Origin of the sequence: Caldithrix abyssi DSM 13497 (assembly GCF_001886815.1) — a bacterium.
GTDB lineage: Bacteria > Calditrichota > Calditrichia > Calditrichales > Calditrichaceae > Caldithrix > Caldithrix abyssi.
This window is the reverse complement of sequence record NZ_CP018099.1, coordinates 435,807-458,681: the sequence shown is the minus strand read 5'-3', so window position 1 is coordinate 458,681 and position 22,875 is coordinate 435,807. Positions and strand designations below refer to the sequence as shown.

18 protein-coding genes are annotated in these 22,875 nt (G+C 45.6%); 6 read left to right on the top strand and 12 right to left on the bottom strand.

What is annotated here, in order from left to right; genetic code table 11:
- Positions 1–10: 10 nt before the first annotated feature.
- The 3 genes from Cabys_RS01840 to Cabys_RS01830 are packed head-to-tail and all read right to left on the bottom strand — an operon-like array spanning position 11 to position 3,803.
- The gene (locus tag Cabys_RS01840; RefSeq protein ID WP_006928382.1) at positions 11–1,417 is read right to left on the bottom strand and encodes an aminotransferase class V-fold PLP-dependent enzyme; all 1,407 of its coding nucleotides are present in this window, start codon (positions 1,415–1,417) and stop codon (positions 11–13) included.
- Positions 1,418–1,464: 47 nt separating this feature from the next.
- Entirely contained in the window at positions 1,465–2,526 is a 1,062-nt protein-coding gene (locus Cabys_RS01835; protein WP_006928381.1) for a Gfo/Idh/MocA family protein, read from the bottom strand.
- Between the two features lie 8 nt (positions 2,527–2,534).
- A complete protein-coding gene (locus Cabys_RS01830) occupies positions 2,535–3,803 on the bottom strand; it encodes a GWxTD domain-containing protein (RefSeq protein WP_006928380.1) in 1,269 nt (422 codons plus the stop codon).
- A 184-nt stretch (positions 3,804–3,987) separates the two neighbouring features.
- Between Cabys_RS01830 and Cabys_RS01825 the strand changes: the two genes are divergently transcribed.
- From Cabys_RS01825 to Cabys_RS01815, 3 genes are all read left to right on the top strand, one after another.
- Positions 3,988–5,901 (top strand): Na+/H+ antiporter NhaC family protein, encoded by a 1,914-nt coding sequence (locus tag Cabys_RS01825; RefSeq protein WP_006928379.1) that lies wholly within the window; start codon positions 3,988–3,990, stop codon positions 5,899–5,901.
- Between the two features lie 15 nt (positions 5,902–5,916).
- Positions 5,917–8,082, top strand: coding sequence for an amino acid permease (locus Cabys_RS01820; protein ID WP_006928378.1), 2,166 nt, complete (start codon positions 5,917–5,919; stop codon positions 8,080–8,082).
- Positions 8,083–8,154: 72 nt separating this feature from the next.
- On the top strand, positions 8,155–9,039 hold the full coding sequence (locus Cabys_RS01815; RefSeq protein ID WP_006928377.1) for a DMT family transporter: 885 nt from the start codon (positions 8,155–8,157) through the stop codon (positions 9,037–9,039).
- Between the two features lie 552 nt (positions 9,040–9,591).
- Here Cabys_RS01815 and Cabys_RS01810 read toward each other — a convergent pair.
- Both Cabys_RS01810 and Cabys_RS01805 read right to left on the bottom strand, forming a co-directional pair.
- The gene (locus Cabys_RS01810; RefSeq protein ID WP_006928376.1) at positions 9,592–10,305 is read right to left on the bottom strand and encodes a hypothetical protein; all 714 of its coding nucleotides are present in this window, start codon (positions 10,303–10,305) and stop codon (positions 9,592–9,594) included.
- A gap of 103 nt (positions 10,306–10,408) precedes the next feature.
- Positions 10,409–11,533: a cysteine desulfurase family protein gene (locus Cabys_RS01805; protein WP_006928375.1), complete on the bottom strand. Its 1,125-nt coding sequence runs from the start codon at positions 11,531–11,533 to the stop codon at positions 10,409–10,411.
- An 89-nt stretch (positions 11,534–11,622) separates the two neighbouring features.
- On the opposite strand from Cabys_RS01805, the gene Cabys_RS01800 reads away from it, so the two are divergent.
- The 3 genes from Cabys_RS01800 to Cabys_RS01790 all read left to right on the top strand — a co-directional run bounded on the left by Cabys_RS01800 (position 11,623) and on the right by Cabys_RS01790 (position 14,789).
- Positions 11,623–12,438 (top strand): hypothetical protein, encoded by an 816-nt coding sequence (locus tag Cabys_RS01800; RefSeq protein ID WP_044281129.1) that lies wholly within the window; start codon positions 11,623–11,625, stop codon positions 12,436–12,438.
- On the top strand, positions 12,410–13,657 hold the full coding sequence (locus Cabys_RS01795) for a murein hydrolase activator EnvC family protein (RefSeq protein WP_006928373.1): 1,248 nt from the start codon (positions 12,410–12,412) through the stop codon (positions 13,655–13,657). The genes Cabys_RS01800 and Cabys_RS01795 overlap by 29 nt, the downstream gene beginning before the upstream one ends.
- A gap of 79 nt (positions 13,658–13,736) precedes the next feature.
- Positions 13,737–14,789, top strand: a complete 1,053-nt coding sequence (locus Cabys_RS01790) for a hypothetical protein (RefSeq protein ID WP_006928372.1) — start codon at positions 13,737–13,739, stop codon at positions 14,787–14,789.
- 95 nt (positions 14,790–14,884) lie between these two features.
- Here the strand turns inward: Cabys_RS01790 and Cabys_RS01785 are convergent, their stop codons facing one another.
- The 7 genes from Cabys_RS01785 to Cabys_RS01755 all read right to left on the bottom strand — a co-directional run bounded on the left by Cabys_RS01785 (position 14,885) and on the right by Cabys_RS01755 (position 22,797).
- On the bottom strand, positions 14,885–15,526 hold the full coding sequence (locus tag Cabys_RS01785) for a YkgJ family cysteine cluster protein (RefSeq protein WP_006928371.1): 642 nt from the start codon (positions 15,524–15,526) through the stop codon (positions 14,885–14,887).
- Positions 15,527–15,532: 6 nt separating this feature from the next.
- Positions 15,533–16,549 carry a potassium channel family protein gene (locus Cabys_RS01780; RefSeq protein ID WP_006928370.1) on the bottom strand — a complete coding sequence of 339 codons (1,017 nt, stop codon included), beginning with the start codon at positions 16,547–16,549 and terminating at the stop codon, positions 15,533–15,535.
- A 103-nt stretch (positions 16,550–16,652) separates the two neighbouring features.
- A complete protein-coding gene (locus Cabys_RS01775; RefSeq protein WP_006928369.1) occupies positions 16,653–17,864 on the bottom strand; it encodes a metallophosphoesterase in 1,212 nt (403 codons plus the stop codon).
- Between the two features lie 1,059 nt (positions 17,865–18,923).
- Entirely contained in the window at positions 18,924–19,319 is a 396-nt protein-coding gene (locus tag Cabys_RS01770; RefSeq protein ID WP_006928368.1) for a co-chaperone GroES, read from the bottom strand.
- Between the two features lie 451 nt (positions 19,320–19,770).
- Complete coding sequence (locus Cabys_RS01765) at positions 19,771–21,462, bottom strand: AMP-binding protein (RefSeq protein WP_006928366.1); 1,692 nt, start codon at positions 21,460–21,462, stop codon at positions 19,771–19,773.
- A gap of 485 nt (positions 21,463–21,947) precedes the next feature.
- A complete protein-coding gene (locus tag Cabys_RS01760; protein WP_006928365.1) occupies positions 21,948–22,217 on the bottom strand; it encodes an anti-sigma factor in 270 nt (89 codons plus the stop codon).
- The gene (locus tag Cabys_RS01755) at positions 22,204–22,797 is read right to left on the bottom strand and encodes an RNA polymerase sigma factor (RefSeq protein ID WP_006928364.1); all 594 of its coding nucleotides are present in this window, start codon (positions 22,795–22,797) and stop codon (positions 22,204–22,206) included. Before Cabys_RS01755 ends, Cabys_RS01760 begins: the two co-directional genes overlap by 14 nt.
- Between the last annotated feature and the right edge of the window lie 78 nt (positions 22,798–22,875).

Sequence of the window (22,875 nt, the reverse complement as noted above, 5' to 3'; positions counted from 1 at the left end):
GATCGTTTAATTAGAGCTCAAAATAGCCTTTAAAACTAAAACGATAGTTTTCCGGATGGAATTCTCCGGTCGCTTTATTTTGCCGGTAAAGGCCGGCGATTTTGTTGTTTTTGATATCCTTCAACGCCTGAATAAAGCGATCTATTTCTTGCTTAGTGTTGTAGATGCCGAAACTCATGCGAATAGCGCCCGGAATGTCGCTGTGGTCGCCCTCTTTCAGTCGTTGTTCAAAAGCGGCGTTTTGCTCGGGCGTAACCTTTAGCAGGCGTTTTAAATAGGGATGAGCGCAAAAACAGCCGTTGCGCACGCCAATAGCATGTTCATAAGTTAAAACAGCCGAAACAAAGGCATGATAATAACCGTCCAGGTTAAAGGTAATAACGCCCAATCTGTCGTCCACCTCCTGCGGGTCGTCGGAGCCGTAAATGGTGATGCCGGGAATCTCCTTCATTTTTTGCAGCGCGTATCTGGTGAGTTCTTTTTCGTGTTCCACAATAACGTCCAGCCCGATTTCCTGAAAAACCTGCAAAGCTCTGGCCAGCGCCAGGGCGCCCACCACATTGGGCGTTCCTGCTTCGTCTTTATCCGGCGGCGAAGTCCAGTAGGCATAATCGTTATCCACAATATCGATGACTCCGCCTCCTACCTGATCGGGCATGCCCTGCTCTAAAAAGGCGATATCGGCAATCAATGCGCCCTGCCCAAAAGGGGCGTAAATTTTGTGCCCTGAAAAGACGAGAAAATCGATGTGCTGCGGATCGTCCTGCGCCTTCATATCCAGCGGACGATGCGGCGCCAGCTGGGCGGCATCCACTAAAATTTGCGCGCCATACTCATGAGCCATCTGCGCCGCCTGATAGATGGGATTAATATAACCGGTAACATTAGAAGCGCCGGTCATGGCCAGCAGTTTAATCTTGCCTTTGTAGGCTTTTAGCTTGCGGCGTAAATCTTCCAGGTCCAGGCGCCCTTTTTCGTCCACCTCCACAAAAAGCGCCTTTTGATGATAGCGCCAGGGCAGGTCGTTGGAATGGTGCTCCATGCGTGTGGTTAGTACAAACTCATCGTCGGCAGTCATTAATCTTTTAGACACTTTGTTGACCAGTTCGGTGGTGTTTTTGCCGTAAACCACGGTATGGAATTGGGGCTCGGCCTTGCAGTACTGCAGCACAATTTCGCGCGTTTTATCGTAAACCAGGGTGCTTAACTGCGATTTAAAGCCGGCGCCACGGTGAATGCTTGAATACCAGGGCATAAACTGATTAATCGCCTCCAGCACGGGCTTAAAACTCGGCGTACTGGCCGCATTGTCAAAGTTAATGTACGGTTTCATTTCGCCGGAAAGGGTTGGCACTTTTTGCTCACAACCAATGATTAACGGGCGGATTTTTTCAGCATCTGAATCGTAAACGCTCATAACAACTCCTTATTTGCGCGAATCAACTTTATGGATAATGAATACGTTTATTCCTCTGCATTTTTTACTGCGGATTGATGAATGGCAAGCCCCATCTGGCGACTGAGGTATTTTTGATGCCTGTTTATTTCTTTCATCACCTTCTGGGCCAGACCAAGCGCATTGATCCCGTCCTGAATGGTAATCGCAGGTTCCAGATTGTTCTTTACGGCGTCAATAAAACTGATGAGCTCCAGCTGTAAAGGATTAACATCATCTCTTTTCAGGCGGTTGTACTTGATTTCGCGCCTTAATTCTCCCAGTTCCAGTTCGCCCAGCGAAAGAGCAAGGGTTCCGTTTTCAAAGATCGGGTGTTCTTCGTTTTCCAGGTAAAAAATTTCGGAATAGCCCTCGTTAAAATCCATGGAAATGTAAGCGTCTTTCTGGAAGATGCGCATTTTACGCATCTTTTTGGCGGAAATTCGGCTGGCCGTTAAATTGGCCACGCAGCCGTTTTTAAATTCGATGCGGGCGTTGGCAATATCAATATTGCTGGAAACAACGCCCACGCCGTTGGCGCTGATTCTGGTCGGCTCGCTTTTTACAAATTTCAGCACCAGATCGATGTCGTGAATCATTAAGTCCAGCACAACGGCCACGTCCGTGCCTCTTGGCTTAAATGTAGCCAGACGATGCGTTTCGATAAACAGCGGATTAATTTGCACATCGGTCAGGGCAAGCACGGCCGGGTTAAATCGTTCGATATGCCCGATCTGAATCTTTAATCCCTTGTGCTCGGCAAACTTCTTTAAATCGTAGGCCTGGAAGATTTTATCGGTTACTGGTTTTTCGATAAAAACATGTTTATTGTTTTGTAAAGCCTCCATGGCAATATTAAAATGGGTGGTGGTGGGCGTAACAATATTCACCGCATCTACAGCGGGCCACAGGCTTTCCAGCGATTCAAAGGCCTTAACGTCTAATTCGCCGGCCACGCGTTCGCAGGTTTGCCGATCGATGTCAAAAACGCCAACCAACTCGGCTTCCGGTATTTGTGTGTACAATTTGGCATGAATGCTTCCCAGGTGTCCAACGCCAATTACGGCAACTCTTACTTTATTAAAATCCATTCGCGTCCTCACTTTTCTTCGTTAACCAATTCAAATTCTCCATCCAGGTTTTTATCTACAAACATAAATTGTAAGCTATCTGAATATACCCAAATTTGATAGGGCTTGGTTTCTGTGGCATAACGGTGGTCGTCAATCTCTTTAGGCTCGCCGTAAAGAATATAGATGCGCCCGCGGTCGGTTTCCCAGCCTTCACGATGGCGATTGGAATAACGTTTGTTTGCAATCTCAACGCGCCTGAAAAATTCGGCCATGATTTCGTTGTAAACGGTGCCTTTAGACGGGTCGCGTTTTTTCCAGTATTGTTTGAACCACTTTTCCAGCTCATCGTAACTCAGGCTGCGCGCGTATTTATACGTTTTTTTATCCAGAATTAAACGCATGGGACGAATGGCCAGATCGTAGCGGTAAAGATAGGTGGGTTTTTCAAACCAGAATACTTTGAACTTACGCTCCTTATGCCACTCTTTACAGCTTATGCGCAACAGGTAGCTGCCTTCGTCCAGAGAATCCATGGGCAGCGGCGCCTGTAAATCGAACAGCCCATTTTGCCCCTCAACCTCTAAAAATTGTTGATAAAACAGCTTATGGCCCTGCTTTTCCTCCTGATAGATGCGAAGATTAAACGTCAATTTTTGTTCATCGGGGTTCTTTAAACGGACAAATGCCCAGGCAGGTTTGCTAAAGCGCAGAACTTTGTCCCGCCCCATCAGCGGAAAGCGCGCGCTGTCTGCCCTTTGTTTCAAAAAGGCGATTTCGGTGCTGGCCCACTTTTTCTCCAAGCTATCGATGGTAAACTTGTGTTTAAAAGAGTAAACATTGTTGGCGACCAGATCGTTAACTGCCAGGTAGAGCTGAAACTGACCGGAACGTTTTCCTAACCAATCAGCGTCAAAAACTTTAAGCTTGTACAGGCGGTATTGAAATTGCACTTTGGAGTTGGTGTCTTCGAAGTCCTTCAAAAGGGCCTGTTCGTCCCACGAGTTTTTGTTGGTTAAATTACCCTTATCGTCGCGAATGGCCACACTGACGCGGAATTTACTCACATAGCCGTCCTTCGTTTTTACAAAAGAAAGAATATCATGTTGAACATCTACTGCCAGGTAGATGATCGGTTTCCATTCGGCGGTGCGGTGAACAAATAATTGATAGGTAATCGGTTTTAATCGATCGACCGTAAAACCATACCTGGTCTTTAATTTTCTGACTGTGGGTTCCTGCTGAGCCGCTAAAAATAACGAACCAACCAATATCCAGATAATTATTCTTGGAATCATATTCTTTATCCCCTTAAATTAACAATTTAAAGGCTCAAAATTTGCAAATCAAGTTAATGTGGGGCATAGTGAGGCCACTCAGCGCAGAGCAAAAATAATTTAACGCAGTTTTAGGTTGCGGTTTGGCTGCTTTAGCTATAGATTTTGTTGAACGCTTTATCTTTAGATGTAATGAGGGAGTAGCATGCGTTTTTTCCGTATTTTTTTGATTCTTTTTTTAATTTTGAATTTGAATCTGCTTTTCGGCCAATCCCCCACTCTGGAAAATAAAAAGGTTGTTTACCTCAGTCATTTAAAGTATGATTTGATTTTGAGCCTTGCAGGGGCAGATTCCTCCTCGCTTTCAGAAATTTATCTGGAAACGGCAAACACCCGTGTTCCGCTAAACGCCAAACTCGATTCTGCAACGCAAAAGATCATTTTGCCCGCTGTTTCCTTTCCGCAATCCGGTCATTACCGGCTGGTTGCTAAAAACTTAAACTGGCAAACGGAATTAAAAGTCATTCCCAACTGGCTTAGTATTTTGCCGCCTTTTGTGGCCATTGTTTTTGCCATGTTATTTCGACAGGTGATTATTTCTTTATTTTTTGGCATCTGGTTGGGCGTAACTTTTTTGTTTGACTACAATCCATTTAGCGGTTTTTTAAATACATTGACCGAATACATTGGCAAGGCGCCGACCGATCCGGAGCGGATGGCTATTTTGATCTTTAGCCTGGCGCTGGGCGGCATGGTGGGCGTAATCTCGCGTTCCGGCGGAACCATGGGCATTGTGCACAGCTTAAGGCGTTTTGCCTCTAACCGGCGCAAGGGACAGCTGGCCACCTGGCTGATGGGCGTGCTTATTTTTTTTGATGATTACGCCAATACGCTCATTGTTGGCAATACCATGCGCCCATTGACCGATCGCTTGAAAATCAGCCGCGAAAAGTTATCTTACCTGGTCGATTCGACCGCGGCGCCCGTGGCCACAATGGCCATCATTTCCACCTGGATCGGTTACCAGCTCAGTTTGATGAACGATTCGTTTCAAACGCTGAACCTGGATTTGAACGCTTACATTGTTTTCATTAAAACCATCCCTTACAATTTTTATCCCATTTTTAGCCTTATGTTTGGCTTTTTCATTGCTTTTTTTAACCGCGACCTGTTTTCCATGTACCGGGCAGAAAAACGATGCGTAACCAAAGGCACCGTTTTGCGGGAGGGGGCGGTTCCCCTGGCCGATCTTGAAAACAGCGAGCTGAAGCCCAAAGAGGGCGTGCCTTTGCGCTGGTACAATGCCCTTATTCCCATTCTGGTAGTCATCATAACCACCCTGTCAGGCCTGTGGTTTACCGGCTATTACAACGCCAGCGCCCAGGGGCTGCTCAGCGAAAACATGTCTGGCCTGCGTTATGTGAGCCTGGTGGTTGGCAGCGCCGACTCCTTCTCTGTTTTGATGTGGGCTTCTTTTTCCGGCGGGATTGTGGCCATTGTCCTGGCACTTGTGCAGCGTATTTTGAATCTGGATCAAACGTTGCAGGCCTGGGTGGGCGGAGTAAAAGCCATGGTGATGGCCGCCATTATTTTGACGCTGGCCTGGGCCATTGGCAATATTTGCACCGATCTGCAAACGGCCAATTATGTCATCTATTTAACCAGAGATTTTCTTTCGCCTCATTTAATCCCGGTGATTGCTTTTATTTCCGCCGGCATTATTGCTCTTTCCACAGGAACTTCGTGGGGCACCATGGCCATTCTCATTCCGATTGTGATTCCCATGGCTTACCAGCTGCCTAAACTCGACCCCACCATCAGCCCTCTTTTGCAGGACCATATTTTTTTAAGTTCCATTGCCTCCATTCTGGCGGGCGCAACCTTTGGCGATCATTGCTCTCCCATTTCCGACACCACCATCATGTCTTCTATGGCTACCGGCGCGGATCATGTGGATCATGTACGCACCCAACTACCGTACGCCCTGATCAGCGCTTTGATCTCTTTGATTGCCGGTTATTTATTAATTGGCTATGGCGCCAGCCCGTGGTTGAGTTTGTTTATTGGTTTAATTTTAATAATTTTAATTATTCGATTTTTAGGAAAAAAGGTGGAATAGAGCGAGATTTACTATATGGATTTTAAGATAGATTTTGCAAAGATTCTGGACAGACTAAAAGCGCAACGGCCAAACAGGCCGCAAAAGCTGGGCGTTTTTGGCGGCGTTTTCACCCCGGATGTTTTGACCATCCTGGGTGTAATTATGTACCTGCGATTGGGATGGGTGGTTGGTAATGCCGGGCTTTTAGGCGCAGTGGTCATTATTTTACTTTCCAAAACCATTACCACCTGTACCGCGCTGTCCATGTCTTCCATCACCACCAACATTAAAATCGGCGCCGGCGGCGCATATTCCATCATTGCCAAATCGCTGGGCCTGGAAGCGGGCGGCAGCATTGGCATTCCGTTTTACATTTCGCAGATGCTCTCGGTGGCGCTGTACATCGTTGGTTTTACAGAGGGCTGGCTGCGCATCTTTCCCACGCACAATCCAATTTTAATTTCTACTCTCACCTGGCTCGTTTTGCTGGGGATCATTTCGGTCAGTACGCATTTTGCCATTAAAACCCAGTATTTAATTCTGGGTATTATCGGCCTTTCGTTGCTTTCGTTTTTTTTAACGCCAACGCCAACGCAAAACAGCGTGCCTTTAATTGGCAATTTTGAAGATGGAAATTTCTGGTATGTTTTTTCGGTCTTCTTTCCGGCTGCAACGGGCATTATGGCCGGCGCCAACCTTTCCGGGGATTTGAAAAATCCGCGCAAGGCCATACCGCTGGGCACGTTAAGCGCTATTGGCGTAACCATGCTGATCTATCTGGCGCTGGCCTACACGGCGGCCCACCATATACCGGCTGAAGAGCTGCGCACCAATCAAATGGTAATGGTCGATCATGCGCGCTGGGGCTTTCTGGTGTTGATGGGAATTCTGGCGGCCACCTTTTCTTCGGCGCTTGGCAGCCTGCTGGGCGCGCCGCGTATTTTGCAGGCCCTGGCCGAGCATAAAACCGTTCCGTTTCACAAATTCTTCGCCAAAAAAAGCCAAACCAATGAACCGCTGAACGCCTTTATTTTTACCGCCATTTTAGTTGAACTGGCGCTTTTAATGGGCGAATTAAACGCCCTGGCCTCTTTAATCACCATGTTCTTTTTGATTACCTATGGCATGATCAATCTGGTGGTTTTCATTCAACAAAAAATGCGCATCATTAGCTTTCGGCCCACCTTTAAAGTTCCTTCATTTGTGCCCTTCATCGGCGCGGTGGGCAGTGTATTTGTCATGTTTTTGATTAATCCCGTTTTCAGCGCGGTAGCTATCAGCGCCATTGTGGTTCTTTACGGCTGGCTGGGCAAACGGGGCTTACGCGCCGAGTGGGGCGACATCAGAGGCGGCATGTTTTTGATGCTGGCCGAGCGAGCGGCGCAAATTGCCCAGCGCTTTCCGCGGGATCAGGTTTCCTGGAAGCCAGATCTGCTCCTGCCCATTGACGATCCCAGAGTATGGTCCGGGCCGTTGTTGTTTATTAAAAATGTGGTCAATCCGGCGGGTAGTATTTTTGCGTTTACCGTTACGCCCCACGATGTTAAAGCTACGGGGGAAGAATTAAAAAAATTATTCGAGCCCTTTGAGCGTCAGCAGGCGCTGGTTCATACCACGGCCATTCAGGACGACGATTTTTTACACGGCGCGTTACTGGTCATTCAAACCCTTAAGGCCTACTCCATCCGCCCGAATACGTTGTTTTTAACGCTGGGCAACCATAAAGAAAAAGATGCGGTAATAGAAACACTTTCACGTTATGCGCGTGAACACGAACTCGGATTGCTGATCTTGCGTCAGCATCCGCGCATTGCTTTTGGCCTGCAGCAAAACATCAATCTCTGGCTGCGCGACCAGAGCCCCAACTGGCATCTGGCGATCTTGATTTCGCTGCAATTGCAATTGAACTGGGGCGGAAAGTTGAATTTAATTACCGCCACGGAAGACCCCGCCAAAAAACAGCAACTGCTCCATTTTCTGGAAAAATTGTCCGACCGGGCGCGCCTGCCTTCCATGACTGAGTATTACGTGCTGGAAGGCAAATTCAAAGAGGCGCTGGCCCAGGCGCCAACGGCTGATATCAACATTTTTGGTCTGGCCGACCATCTGCCGTTCGATTTTATGCGCCAGGCGCCAGAGCTGGTTAATGCTTCGTGCCTTTTTGTGCGCGACTCCGGCCTGGAAAATGCCATGGTTTAAAGAGTGGGAGTTGTGTTTTTGTCGTTCTTTCTGTATTTTCCAGAGCTTTAAAAACAAAAGGAATTGTTTCGGATGCGTTCAACAAAACTTATTGCCATTCTGGTGGTTGTTCTTCTTTCCATTATCTGGAGTTCCACCTGGCTGGCCATAAAAATCGGCCTGGAATCGCTACCGCCTTTTTTATCGGCCGGCTGGCGTTTTTTAATCGCTTTTGTCCCCTTGTTTATTTATTCCATTAAAATGGACCATCCGATTCCGCGGGATTTAAAAACCCATCTCTTTTTTCTGTGGTTTAGCGTAATCAACTTTACCGGCGGCTATGCGCTGGTTTACTGGGGCGAACAATACATTAATTCCGGATTGGCTTCGGTTTTATTTGCCGTAATGCCTTTTTATGTAGCTCTGTTTTCCATTAAACTTCTGCCTTCGGAGGACATCACCTTAAAAAAGATGCTGGGGATTTTAACCGGTTTTTTGGGCGTTGTCATCATTTTTCATGACCAGCTTAATATCACGCATCCCTATGGAATCTACGGCATGATAGCGGTTCTTATCAGCCCCGCTTTTTCGGCGCTGGGCACTATTGTGGGGAAAAAAGCCCGGGCAAAATTCCACCCGGTAACTTTGAACACCTTTCCCATATTGTACGCAGCGCTTACCCTCTTTTTATTGCATCTGGCCACCGAGTCGGGACAAACGGCAACCTACGATTTAAATGCCATTCTTTCTTTGCTTTACCTTGCCTTACTGGGCACGGCATTGGCCTTTGTTCTCTATTTCTGGTTACTCAAAACGACTTCTGCCGTGTTGATGTCTTTAATAACCTTTGTAACGCCGCCCCTGGCTTTGTTCTGGGGCTGGCTCATTCGCGACGAACAGATATCCTGGCAGTTAATCGCTGGTATGGTTATAATTTTTGCAGGGATTGGTCTGGTGAGTAAGGCCTCCGAGAAATAAAGCGGCAGAGCCGCAACCAAGATAAACCGCAACGCGCGCAAAGCAATTTTTTCACAGATTACCCAATCATCGCAGAAAAAGATTAAACAAATTATTTTGAGAGCAAAGTTAAGCAAATCGGCAATCTACTATTCGGGCGCAGCCTCCCGCTCCGCGTGATAATTCGGGCACAGCCTCCCGCTCCGCGTGATAATTTTTAATTCTAGTACAGCAAAGCCGCAGCCAAAAAAAATTCCGCAGGAATTTAAGTAATTGTAAGGGCGAAGGATTTCCATCCCTACTTTATCCAGAGCGCTTTTTTTATATGACTAAAGTTAATGCTTACCAGCGCTAAATTGTTCTTGGAAATCCTACGCCCCTACATAAACGGTGGTAAGAATTCACCGCATTGCAGAAACAAATTTGTAATGACAGGCCGGCGACTATTCAACCATTCACCTATTCAACTAATTAACCAATAATCCATTGTGGCTGCTTGAAAACTTTAACACGATGTGTAGCGCCAGCTGTTTGAAAGAAGTATTAAAAAAGGGGCTTGCGCCCCTTAAAAGTTTATGTCCAGCTACCAGAACCGGTTAGAGTGCCATCATCATCATAAGTCCACCAGTTGCCCGAGCCATCTGCATTCCAGCTTATTTTCATGGTCAAAATGTTATTTTCATACACTTCCAGCGTGCCGGATAAATCCTGATTTTGCGTAACAATTATTTTACTTTGGTCATAATGATTGATAAAGGTAACCGTGATCACGCCCTGATCATCCTGCACCCAGGTCCATTCTGAGCTGATGTTTTGATACTCGGGATCGTACACAACCAGTTTTCCGTAAGTCCCGTCCAGATTCTGCCAGGCTTCATACATAACAAAGTTATTGTATTGCATCTCGCCATCCGTACCGTTGAAGGTTAGTACCCAGTGGTACTGATTATCTTCAATGGTAATGGTTAGCGTTATGGTTAAACCTCCGTCAGACCAGGTGTAGACCCATGGCGGACCGTCCGTATCGCTCTGGAGTCCGACATTAGGATTAAAAAAACCTACATAACCTTTAAAGGAATTCACAAAGTTAATGGTGCCAACGGCCATCTGAGCATACTGATTTGTGGATTGCAGCAAGGCAGGCGGAACCTCTATCTCTGTGATGGAAACACCTTCCGGCGGCGTATCTGTGGCATTGGTGCCGTCATCCTTTTTGTCCTCTGAACATGAAAAAAGAACAAGTCCTCCGATTAATACTAAAAATAAACTCATACGAAATAACCTCATGGCAGACCTCCCTATTTAATTGAAGTTTTTATTGAAAAAAATTGTTGATCTAATTTTAAACTCTAAAATTAATACTCTTTTGTCAGTGATGCTTATCAATTTGTCAACTTATTAATATTTTCAAGTTCTCTAAAGTAGTTTCAATTTCTTCCATTTTGTTTAGATAAGAAAAGCTAAAACGAAGCGCTGAGCGCACCACATCATCCGCTAAATGCATTTTCTGTAACACACGCGAAGGCTTTAAAGTTCCGCTGCTGCAGGCAGAGCCGACGGAAACGGCAATTCCGTTTAAATCCAGGCGCATTAGTAAATTTTGATTGTCGACTCCGGGAAAGGCCACCTGTGAGATAAACGGCGTTCGCGGCGCGTCACCTCCGATCACCACAACCTTTTTAAACAGTTCTTTCAATCGTTCCTCAAAATAGCTCTGGAGTTGTTTAACTTTGTCACGTTGACTGCGGCGGCTGGCAATCCACTGCGCCGCCCGGGCAAAACCGATAATTCCGGATACATTTTCCGTACCAGCGCGAGTTCCCGCTTCCTGTTGTCCGCCGTGTAAAAAAGGTTCTAACAAGGCCGGTTCTTTTATGTAAACAGCGCCCACCGCCTTAGGCCCGTGGATTTTATGGGCGGAAACGGTCAAAAAATCAACATCCATTTCTTGCAACTCAAAATCGACTTTACCCAGCGCCTGTACGGCATCGCAGTGAAATTGAATGTTGTTTTTTTTGCAGAAGTCAGCGATTTCTTTAACAGGATTAATAATCCCCGTTTCGTTGTTGACGTACATTATGGAAATAAAGGCCGTGTCTTTGCGAAGAACTTTCTGGATTTGATCTACGGTGATAAGGCCTTCTCCATCCGGTTCAATAAAATCAATATCTGCTCCCTGTTTTTTCAGGAAGCGCGCCGTTTCGAAAACAGACGCATGTTCCAGGGCAGAAATCAGAATGTGTTTTTTTTCGGATGTTAATTGCGCGGCCACGCTTTTCAGAATCCAGTTATTGCCTTCTGTACCGCCGCTGGTAAAAAAGAACTTTTTTGAAGGAACGCCCAGAAAATCAGCGATGATGTCCCGGCACTCTTCCAGCCGCGCCCGGGCGATCTGTCCAAAGTGATGGACGCTGCTTGGATTTCCGAAAAAGCGGGTATTCCATTCATGCATGGCTTCTATGACTTCAGAGACCATTGGCGTGGTGGCGGCGTTGTCTAAATAAATGCGCTTCATCCATTTCTCCCGTTAAAAAATTAACCTGTAAATCTTGCTTTTTTTCTCAATCCATGTAAATTTTACCAGATCATTAAAAATGTATTCCCATGAAAATGTATTCGTCGGTAAAAATTGTTTTTATTCATTTTTTGATTATGCGTTCGCTATTGGCCTCTTTTGAGCCGGGCCGTTTGCCCCCTTCTTACCTTGCCCTGGGCGGTTCCGGCATTGCGGGCCAATCCGGCATTTTTTTCAATATCAATCCCGCCCTTCTTGCGCTCGATTCCAAAACGGAATTATGTTTACAATATCGAAATTTCTACAACATTTCTCAACTAAATGAATTCGGTTTAAGTTTCCGGGGCCGCATTAAAGGTTTGCCTTTCGGCCTGTTCGTCAGCCAGTTTGGCGATCAAAATTACAGAGAACAGCAATTTTCATTATACATTTCCGGCCGGTTTTTCGAGAAATTTTCCTTTGGATTGGCAATTCAAAACTATTTTTTGCAAATTAAGAAATATGGAAATTACAATGCCGTAGGGTTAACGCTGGGAATTCATGTCAAAGTGTTACCCTGGTTAAACGTGGCGAGTGTGGCGGGCAATATTAACGAGCCCGCACTCTCTGCAAAAAAAGGAGACATCCCCATTTATTTTATCAATGGTATTAGCCTTAAGCCCCTGCCCAAAGCGCAAATTACATTAGATCTTTTTAAAGACGAGCGCTTTGATTTCGATTATAGGATTGGATTAACGTACGCGCTCAACTCCATGTTTTCATTAATGGTCGGGTTTCGGCAGCAGGCGCAAACTTTTGCCTCGGGTCTAATTTTTAAAAGGAAGGTCGTTTCCATTTGTTATGCGCTGGAATACCACGCGCGATTAGGAGTAAGTAATGCGATTTCGGTTGGCTATTTCTTGTAAATTTAATTCCATCGCTCGAGTTTATTTTATATTATGGTTGATTTTTGGCTTCATCCATTTTAACCTGTCTGTGCTACACGCACAGGTAGGCATTGATGGCAGCCTTAACAAAAATCGAAACCTGTTAAAGGAACTTGAATCTCAGATTGACGAACTGCGTCAAAAGATCCTTGCCACCCAAAAGAAGAAAAGCAGCCTGGCCATTCAAATTCAACTACTGGAACACGAAATGGCGCTCATCAGCCGCAGTAGAGGAATCCTTGAGCAGGAAATCCGTCTTTTACAAAGCAGAATCTCTGAATCCGAAAACAAGCTGCGTGAAACCAATCAACAGCTGGAAGATTTGCAAGCCCTTTACGCCGCCCGCGCCGTGTACGCTTATAAATATGGACGTATTAAAAATATTGAACTTTTGTTAAGTTCGCGCTCTCTGAATCAGGCCATGGTTCGTCTTAAACATTTGCGGCAAATTGCCCGTCACGACGAAAACCTGATTCGTACCATTCGCAATAAAAAAAAGCAAATAGAACAGATAAAAAGGTCGCTGGAAAAATCGCTGCAGCAAAAGGATATTGCCTTAAAATCGCTTGAAGAAAAAACCAGGCAATTTGTTGCCCGCAAAAAAGAAAAACAACGGCTGTTAAGCAGGATAAAGCGTAATCAGGCGAATTATCAGCAATTATTAACACGCAAAAACCGCGAGCGCGCCAGCTTGCTGGATTTGATCGCCGCGCTCGAAAAGGAACGACTTAAACAGGAAAAGCAAACTCCAGACCGCGCGTCCCCAAAAAAGTCCGGGGTAGTATTTAAGTTTAAAAATTTCGAAAAAGCCAGAGGGAAACTTCCCTGGCCGGTTAAAGGAAAGGTGATTTCGCATTTTGGTAAAAAGCGCGACCCTGTTTTAAAAACCTACATCAAAAACACGGATATTGAAATCAAGGCAAAGCCCGGCTCGCCCGTGCGCTGTGTTTTCCCGGGGGTGGTGCGCGTCATCCAGTATTTGCCCGGTTATGGGAACCTGGTTATTGTAGACCATGGCAAGGGCTATTATTCCGTTTATTCTCATCTTGCCGAAATCTACGTTTACTGGGATTCTCCCGTGGAACAAAATCAGATTATCGGTAAAGTCAGCGATTCTGGTTACAACGGTTCGCCCAGCCTGGGCTTTGGCATTTACAGCCATAATAAAATTCACAATCCTGAACACTGGTTAGAATAACCTTTTACTCTTGTGATGTTTGATTTTTACAGCGATAACCGATAGATTAGATGCGTAAAATCATAATGGAGGAGGAACCATGAAGTTACATTTTATGACCGTATTTTTATTAATGTTTGCTTTCCAGGCGCTCTCTGCTGGCGTTATACGTGAAAGCAAAACCACGGTGAAATTCAAAGATTTTGGCGAATACACAACCCATGAAACGATATGGCTTCAAAGCCTTAAAAAGCACAAGGAGAGTGAGAATGATTTTAAAGCGCAGGGAATGATGGGCAAGATGATGTCAAAATTCGTGTTTGGCGACCGGAAAAAAGGCGAAATCATCGATCTGGAAGAGATGAAAGTGTACGATATTTTTCATGATAAAAAACAGTATCGTGTGCGCCCCATCGAGAAATTAACGTTTGAAGAGAGCGAAGAACATTACTCTCCGGATACAGAAGCAGAATATGAAGAGGACGAGTATAAAGAGGAAGAAAGCCCGATTAAAATTACCCGACAGGTCTTCAAAGTTGTGCCCACTGGAAAAAGCAAAACGATTAACAACTTTCCCTGCAAGGAGTACCAGATATTCTGGGTTACGGAATGGGAAAACACCGAAACGGGAGAAAAAGGTAAAGACAGCCTGTTCACTGACGTCTGGGCAACCGCTTCCAATCAGAACATAGAGGACGCAATAAAGGAAGAACAGGAATTTCAAAAAACATTTATGGAGAAAGTCGGTTTTCCGGTGGGCATGGAAACAGACGCAATTTTAGGCTTAAACTGGTTTAAACTATTCCGGGCTATGAACCAGGAAAGTAACAATATGTCTGACTTTAAGGGTTCTAAGTTTGTTCAGGAATTAAATAAAATCGAAGGGTTGCCCATACTGATCGAAGGACAGTACTTTGCCACCCGTCCCAAACCAAAACAGGAAATGCAAGAGGAAAAACCAGGACTGGACATCACCAATCCGGGCGGTATGTTTGGCGGTTTTTTAAAGAAAAAGTTAAAAGAAAAAACCATGAAAAAAACAGCGGCAAAAGGGCCCGATTTTTCTTATCGCACCGAGCTCATTAAGCTGGAAAAGGCTCCACTGGGGGACCAATCTTTTCAGGTGCCGGCGGGTTATTCTTTGATCGAATAGAAATAGCATCATAAAAACACATCAAAGCTTTAAAAAACATTTTAAGCCGGCGGGAAAGGATGTCCGCCGACTTAATTTTTATCATACTGCATTTTTCAGGAAATTCTGTCCGTTCCGCAATGAACGCGTAAGATATCTTCCAACGTTTCTGCGAACGGCTTTTGCAGCGAAAAGGCGTAAAGGTTGTGTTGAAATTGGGCGGCAGACCAGCCGTTAGATTTGACGCATTCCAGAACTTTAAAAAAAAGATTTTGAAAGGCAATTTCCTGCTGATAAGGGGCCAGGTACTCCTCAAGAATTTGAACCGGCGCTTCCTTTAAACCGGGGCAGCGGTCGGTTGGCGGGACCAACAAAAATTGCAGACTGTCCTCTGCGGCGTCAAAACGTACCCCCACCGGCGCCAGGGAACACACCAGCGGTTTATGGCGCGGGTGGAGCCGGCACCAGCCGGTTATCTTTCCGTTCTCCCCCCATTCATTAATCAGAAACGGGCAAAATTTAAACGGCCTGCTTTTAAAGCGAATGACCGGTCTGTAAACATCGTTTTGCGTGTCTTTTTTTAAGGCGACGATTTTTTTTGAAAAAAGCAGCGCAGTGTGATTCAATTGCAAATATTGCGCCATTTTGTAAAGATCGAAAAGATTCAAAAACACGGTTTGGTCGCCCGTACAGCAGTCCGCACACTGCGTACAGCGAAAGGCAAATGTTTTTTCGATGATCGGGAAATCATCAGCCAAGAACGACTACTCCTTAAGCAATGCGTGTAGTTTTTTGATGCGCTCTTCGTCGCCGAGCACGATCAACCGATCATTTTTGTGCAGCAAGGTTGAAGAAACCGGATTGAATATCCACTGCGAATCTTTAGCGCGCTTAAGGGCGATGACGATTAAGCCCGTACGCTGCGGAATGCGGGCATCGCTCAACGGCTTGTTTACCAGCGCGGAGCTTTCCGGCAGAGCAACCTCTTCCAGGCGCAGCGCCAGATCGTTATTGGACATCATCACTTCCAGAAAACTCACCAGGGTAGGGCGCAGCAACACCGAAGCCATGCGCAGGCCCTCCACGACGTTGGGCACGATCACGTAGTTGGCTCCGGCTTTGTAAAGTTTGCTTTCGGTATGCGGATCTACCGCGCGCGACACGATGATTAAATTGGGATTCAAACTACGGGCGGAGACCACAATAAATAAATTGTCCGCGTCAACCGGCATGGTGGTAATTAAGCCATGGGCGGTTTCGATCCTGGCTTCTTCTAAAAACTCATCCTTTGTGGCGTCGCCTTCGATAATCAACAAATTCGGAAAAAACTCTTGCAGTTCCGAGACAATTTCTGGCTTATGCTCAATGACCACAAACGGTTTTTTAGCCTGCTGAAATTCGCGGATCAGGGTTTTGGCCGTTTCGCCGCCCCCGCATATTATGACATGATCTTTTAATGCCGCTATTTTTTGCTTCATTTTTAAAATCTTCCTTTTTGCTAAAATTTGCGAAGAAACAAACCAGGTTGTAATGCTGCCCGACAGCAGGGCAATGATAACCAACCCCAGGAAAATCAATAAAATAGTAAACATTCTTCCGTTGCGGCTCAGGGGCGCAACCTCCTGAAAGCCAACGGTAGAAAAAGTGATCACCGTCTGGTACAGGGCGTCGAGCCACGACCAGCCTTCGATCCAGCTATAGCCGACAACGCCAAGAAGAAGCAGAAGAATCAGGCTGACCGCCACAAAAATAAAATTCAAATAGATGCTGTCTTTATGCATGAATATTAACCGCCAAAAGCTTATTTGCCCTTTTCATTTCCTGAACGTTTTATCTCAAACCGTTAGCATGAACAAAATTAAGAAAAATTGTCAAAATTTAAAATTAAATATTCACATCGGGATCGTTTTTTAAAATAATGATCGGCGCTTCAGGCGGACATCCCAGGCGGAAGGGAAACCAGTGTCCCACGCCGGCCGATGTGTAAAGCTGAGTTGCTCCGTTCTGGTAAGGGCCCCATAAATATTTGTGGATATTCCAGTTTTCAAAGAGGCTGCGCCTATTAAAACCAAGCTGGCCGCCATGGGTATGCCCGGCCAGAACCAGGTCAATGCCAAACGGCGGCGCAAAGTCGAGCGCCTGCGGACGATGTGAAAGCAGAATATTAAAAGGCAAAGGCGAGGCGTTGGCTGTTCCTGCCTGAATGGCCTTTTGTAAAAAATCGGAGATGTCGCGTCCCATAAACACGGGGTCGTCAATGCCGGTTAAGCGCAAAAGCGTTCCGCGGTGATTAAGCGTTACCGATCGGTTGCGTAACAATTCTACTGGACTCCGGTCAATAATTTTAAGGATTTGCGGCAGGCCGCGAAAATATTCATGATTGCCCAGCGAAAAGAATTTGCGATGGGTGGCGGGAATCTGGTCAATCAGCTGCAACGCTTCGGGCAATTGTTTAATATCATCGGCGCAGTCTCCTGTAATCACCACCAGATCAAATGTTTGGCCCGAGAGCGTGGCAACCAGTTGCTCAAGGTCGTCCAGATTAAAATAATATCCCAGGTGCAGATCGCTTAAATGTAAAATTTTAAAGTCGATTAAGGCGCGCGGTAAATTTTTAAAATGCAATTCAATCTGCGGGGTTTGTACCTGGTTGAAGGCGCCGGCAAAGCCTCTGGCCGAAGCGCCTAAAAACAGCAGGGGGACGGCGCCGGTCATCCATTTTAAAGTGGCACGTCTTTCAACGGAAAAAGCTTGTTTCTGCTTTTTAGATTTTTGTTGAGCCGCAAAAACTGCTCTGTAAACAAAATAGATTATAAACGTAAGAGGCAGGGCCAGTAAAAGCGCCATGCTGAGGACAAAGAGGACAAAAGCCAGCGTGGTGGAAATTTCCATCATTAAATGGCGGCGGCCGGCGCTGCTGCTGGCCAGTATTAAGCCGATTGCCAGCAGTACGCCATAGGGGTAAAAAAAAGCCAGGCGATCTATTAGGGAACTTTGCCATATTTTTCGGTTGGCTTTTCTGGCCATGTAGCGCACTAAAAAAGTAATACCTACAAAAATGCCGATAACGATTAAGAAAAATAACATGCCGCGCATGTGCTACTCGTTTGCTTTCAGTTTCATATTGAACCCAATTTTAAATGACGCCTTCTCTTCCACTTTAACAGTCATGATCTGCTTTAAAGCAGTCTTTTTATCATAAACCGATTAAACATGAATAAAATTTCCCGTCTTTTGCTTAGTTCAGCCAGCCCGGCCGCAGCCAGAACCAACCGCAACGCGCGCAAAGTAATTTTTTAGCAGATTACGCCAATCATCGCAGAAAATGATTAAACACTTAAGACGCAAGCTAAGCAAACCGGCGCTCTACTATTCGGGCACAGCCTCCCGCTCCGCGTGATAATTTTTAATTCAAGTACAGCTTAGCCACAACCAAAAACATTCTCGCAGGAATTTAAGTACTTGTAAGGGCGAAGGATTTCCATCCCTACTTTATCCAGAGTGCTTTTTTTATATGACTAAAGTTAATGCTTACCAGCGCTGATTTGTTCTTGGAAATCCTTCGCCCCTGCATAAACGGTGATAAGAATTCACCACATTTACAGTAACAAATTTGTAATGACAGGACAGCGATTATTCAACTAACTCTTCAACTCTTATACTCTTACACTTTTTCTGCCCAACGGTGGAAGGCATTGCCCGAAATAGCCCTCACCCCCTCGACTCCCCCTCTCCCAGAATAAAAGTCTGGGAGAGGGGGAAGCTCTGAACGTGGAGAGTTGCCTCCAACAGTGGCAGAAATTCTCCACATTACAGAAACAAATTTGTAATGACAGGACAGTGATTATTCAACTAACTCTTCAACTCTTATACTCTTACACTTTTTCTGCCCTACGGTGGAAGGCATTGCCCGAAATAGCCCTCACCCCCTCGACTCCCCCTCTCCCAGAATAAAAGTCTGGGAGAGGGGGAAGCTCTGAACGTGGAGAGTTGCCTCCAACGGTGGCAGAAATTCTCCACATTACAGAAACAAATTTGTAATGACAAACCGTTAACTATTCAACCATTCAACCAATCAACCATTCAACCATTCAACTAATCCAGCCATGTCGGGACAGATGCTACGAAGAAAGTATATTAATTATTGGCGTTTCTTTAATCCGACTCTGTTTCTTCATCGTCGATTGGAGGCGGAATCAACTCTTCACGAATCACGAGTAAAATAGCGGACTGCGGAACAATGACGTATTTTTGATCGTCTATTTCCACTTCAATGGCTGCCTTACGCATAAAGATGGCGTAGTCTCCTTCTTCAACCTGCAAGGGTATGTAGCGCGGTTCGCTTTGCTGTTCGCCCCAGGGCTCGTCTGATAAGTTCGCCGGGTCGGCCAGCGGGTATCCCGGCCCGACCTTTACCACAAATCCGGCCTGAACTTTTTCTTTTTCATGAACGCCCTGAGGCAAATACAGGCCATGCGCTGTTTTTGAGCGCGACTCGTCCGGTTGAATGAGCACGCGGTCTCCTACAACAATAATTTTCTTTTCGATCATTTTATCCCCTTTGCTTGTTCCCTCCTGTACAATAAACGTCTCATTCTCCGATCCGTTTCTTTAAATCATCCATTGCGCAAAAGCTCCGGAACCTGATACGCAAACATTTGGATGCCGCAGACAACCTGAATGGGACGACAGGACATGCCTTCAGGTCTGTCCCAGCAGTTTGGTCATCCAGTCGTTCGGCCATTTCTTACATTCTCAAAAGACATGACAAATATAAGAGAATCCGCTCAAAAAGTGTAGAAAATATTCGTTGAAAGGAATGAGGTCTGCTGTTCGGAACGACTTCCGTTAGATGAGGCGGAGATTAACTCAACCATGGAATGAGAGGGCCGAATTTTACGCATGAAGCGCCACCTTTTAAGGTGGCGCTTTCCCTCCACTTTTCAAGCCTCAAATAATTCTTATTAGCGCCAAACGTGCGGAAACCTTTCCGATTTAAGCATTAACCTTTCACATACAGATAACGTTTTGTCTTTTGAGTTGGCGTTTTTTCAAATGGTTCGGTCTGTTCAATAATCCTGGAAATTCGTGAAAAGGTGGAAAGACGTTCATTGGCCTGTTGCCGAATGGTCTCCAGCAACTCTTTAACTTTTTCCCGCACCTGGCTTTCGCTTAAATGATTAATGCCGAATTTGCGATCCACCTCTTCGTAATTTAAAAATACACGGGCGGTAATTTTTCCGTTATCATCGTAAACCAGGCTTTCGGCCACGCATTCAAATTCGTTCAAAACGGCTTCAATTTGTTCGGGATAAATATTCTCGCCGCTGGGGCCCAGAATCACATTTTTAATTCGCCCTTTGATGAACAAAAAGCCATCCTGGTCAACAACTCCCAGATCGCCGGTTCTGAACCAACCGTCTTCCGTTAAAACTTCCGCTGTTTTTTCGGGGTCTCTGTAGTAGCCTTTCATCACATTGGGCCCTTTGACCCAAATTTCGCCTTCGCCGGTGTCCGGGGCGGGATTATGGATTTTAATTTGCACGCCGGGTATGGGGCGGCCTGTTGAGCGTAGTTTTAAGTTACCCTTTACCATGGCGGCCACAATAGGCGAGGTTTCCGTCAAGCCGTAGCCAATGGCATACGGGAATTCGGCCTCAAACAAAAACTTTTCCACATCAGGCGCCAGCAGCGCGCCCCCGATAGGCATGTAGCGTAACTGACCGCCAAACGTTTCGTACAGCTTTTGGCCAGCTTTTTTAATGATTACTTTTCGCAGGGCCGGCACTTTTTGAATACCACGCAACAGCCAGTTTTTATTCAATTGCGGAAGAATTTTCGTTTTGTAAATTTTTTCGATAATCAGCGGCACGATCAGCATAAAGGTTGGTCTTACAGTCTGAAAGGCATTTAACAACAGACGAGGGGTTGGCGGTTTGTCGAAGTAATGAATACTGGCTCCGGCAATAAAGGGCGCCACCATACCAACCGTACATTCATAAGCGTGCGATAAGGGAAGAACCGATAATAAACGGTCGGCTGGCGAAACTTCTACCACTTTTAAAATGGAAATGGCGTTGCTAATGATATTGTAATGACTGAGCATTACGCCTTTGGAATGACCGGTGGTACCGGAGGTGTAAATAATAGAAGCCAGGTCGTCTGGCAGCATCGCTTCTGTTGCGCCTCGTTGCGTTAATTTGCTTGCCGCCTGTTTTAATTTGCCGATTTCTTTACTGCCACGATCGATGATCTCCTTGATTGGGGCTTTGCTCTCTAACTGATACGGCGTAAAATCATCCAGGATGATAATTTGCTTCAGGTTTTCCAGCCTGGCATCTTCGATTTTGGCTATTTGTGCGGATGAGATAAAAATGGCTCTGGCCTGAGAGTGGCGAATAATGTGTTGCACTTCGTTTGGATGAAAATCCGGTAAAATCGGAACGGCCACCCTGCCAAAAGCGGTTATGGCAAAAAAGGCGATGGACCAGTGGGGCTTGCTCTCGCTTAAAATGGCAACGCGCTCTCCTTTTTCGATGCCCGCTTTACTTAACATGGCTTCGACTTCATGTACCCTGTCATAAAATTCCTTGTAAGTTATGGAGGGCTCTCCCACAAATGAAAGCGCAGGATGTTGGGCGTGTGTCTGATAAACGTACTCAAGAAGATCTTTAAACGTTTTTAAATGTTCCATTTTCGACCTTTTTCTTTTTTGGTTATTCTGTTAGTAAATAAATTACAAGTTAAATAATTGTCGGGCAAATAATTAACTTTACAAAGAGTGAGAGTAAAAGCAGCCGTAGTTTACGAATGAAGGGGCTAAAAGGACTTTTGCTTTGTTTTAACAGGCCGTGTCGGGAGGGGAAATCGCCATTGGATCATTGTGATTGGGGGATAGGAGGAAGGAGCGCTCTGTCAGAGCGCTCCGTGTGCGCGGTGGAGAGCATGGCCCGGGGCAACGCCCCGGGCCGCAATATTTCTCCCATAACCGGCAGCAATTTTGACCGGGCAGTCAAGTCGCCGCGGTTTTGCTGCCCTGAAGTAAATTCAAAAGTTTAACTTTTTACGCTGGCATTATCGTACAGATGGGGTGCACTGTTAAGGGGGACTCTTTCTCATTTAACGGCGTCCAGCTTTTGAATGGTAAAAAATGATAGAAGCCAAAACTGGAATGGGGCTTTATTTTGTTGATCGATTTTTCTTGATTTGCTCCGTGAGCAGATCATCCAGTTTTAACACCTTCATCAGACGTTCGTTAACATCTTCGGGCATCTCTTCCGGGCAATCCAGGTCGCGACACAAAAAAATGGTCTTTTTTACGGTGTCATAATACACCTTACAGGTCGGGCAATTATTGATATGCTCCAGGATCTCCTGGCAGGACGGATGATCCAGGTCTTCTCCCATTAAATCGCAAATTTGTTTAATCCGTTCTTTAGGATGAAGCATTACTTTCCCTCAACCTTTCTTCGAAATAATCCGACAAATAATTCCTCAAAAACTGGCGCGCCCTGCGCAGCCTGATCTTAACATTCTCTTCGGTAATGTTGAGAATCTCACTGGTTTCTTTAATGGACAATCCCTCGATATCCCGCAGAACGAACACGCTACGATAAATATCGGACAACTTGTTAATCGCCTCATTCAATTTTTGTTTTATCTCTTCATCAAACACATTAACCGATGGATCCTGGCTCCAATCCACAAATACACGGCTTTCGATACTCTCCTGAAAGTCAGGATCATCGTTCAGCTCCTGAAACACCACCTTTTTTTTACGCAGCCGCATCAAAGCGGCGTTGGTGGCAATCCGATAAATCCACGTAAAAAAAGAAGAACGGCCGTCAAATTTATCCAGCTTTTCAATGACCGTTAAAAACGTTTCCTGCAGTACGTCTTCCGCGTCCTCTTTACGACGCAGAATGCGCAGCGCCAGGTTGTAGATCCGATCACTGTATTTATTAACCAGTTGGGCCAGCGCCGCCCGATCGCCGTTCTTTGCCCGTTGAACTATTTCCTGTTCGTCCAAATGGATTTCTTCCTATTATGATGTTTAAAATTTTTCTATGATACAATATTCTTTTTTTTTAATCCGTTTTTAAACTTG

What these genes read in the sequence shown, in the direction of transcription:
- Cabys_RS01800 (WP_044281129.1), top strand. Translation starts at nt 11,623, where the DNA reads ATGAAAATGTATTCGTCGGTAAAAATTGTTTTTATTCATTTTTTGATT.
- Cabys_RS01770 (WP_006928368.1), bottom strand. Translation starts at nt 19,319, where the DNA reads ATGATCGAAAAGAAAATTATTGTTGTAGGAGACCGCGTGCTCATTCAA.
- Cabys_RS01765 (WP_006928366.1), bottom strand. Translation starts at nt 21,462, where the DNA reads ATGGAACATTTAAAAACGTTTAAAGATCTTCTTGAGTACGTTTATCAG.
- Cabys_RS01820 (WP_006928378.1), top strand. Translation starts at nt 5,917, where the DNA reads ATGGATTTTAAGATAGATTTTGCAAAGATTCTGGACAGACTAAAAGCG.
- Cabys_RS01840 (WP_006928382.1), bottom strand. Translation starts at nt 1,417, where the DNA reads ATGAGCGTTTACGATTCAGATGCTGAAAAAATCCGCCCGTTAATCATT.
- Cabys_RS01825 (WP_006928379.1), top strand. Translation starts at nt 3,988, where the DNA reads ATGCGTTTTTTCCGTATTTTTTTGATTCTTTTTTTAATTTTGAATTTG.
- Cabys_RS01790 (WP_006928372.1), top strand. Translation starts at nt 13,737, where the DNA reads ATGAAGTTACATTTTATGACCGTATTTTTATTAATGTTTGCTTTCCAG.
- Cabys_RS01760 (WP_006928365.1), bottom strand. Translation starts at nt 22,217, where the DNA reads ATGCTTCATCCTAAAGAACGGATTAAACAAATTTGCGATTTAATGGGA.
- Cabys_RS01805 (WP_006928375.1), bottom strand. Translation starts at nt 11,533, where the DNA reads ATGAAGCGCATTTATTTAGACAACGCCGCCACCACGCCAATGGTCTCT.
- Cabys_RS01830 (WP_006928380.1), bottom strand. Translation starts at nt 3,803, where the DNA reads ATGATTCCAAGAATAATTATCTGGATATTGGTTGGTTCGTTATTTTTA.
- Cabys_RS01795 (WP_006928373.1), top strand. Translation starts at nt 12,410, where the DNA reads ATGCGATTTCGGTTGGCTATTTCTTGTAAATTTAATTCCATCGCTCGA.
- Cabys_RS01835 (WP_006928381.1), bottom strand. Translation starts at nt 2,526, where the DNA reads ATGGATTTTAATAAAGTAAGAGTTGCCGTAATTGGCGTTGGACACCTG.
- Cabys_RS01815 (WP_006928377.1), top strand. Translation starts at nt 8,155, where the DNA reads ATGCGTTCAACAAAACTTATTGCCATTCTGGTGGTTGTTCTTCTTTCC.
- Cabys_RS01775 (WP_006928369.1), bottom strand. Translation starts at nt 17,864, where the DNA reads ATGCGCGGCATGTTATTTTTCTTAATCGTTATCGGCATTTTTGTAGGT.
- Cabys_RS01780 (WP_006928370.1), bottom strand. Translation starts at nt 16,549, where the DNA reads ATGCATAAAGACAGCATCTATTTGAATTTTATTTTTGTGGCGGTCAGC.
- Cabys_RS01810 (WP_006928376.1), bottom strand. Translation starts at nt 10,305, where the DNA reads ATGAGGTTATTTCGTATGAGTTTATTTTTAGTATTAATCGGAGGACTT.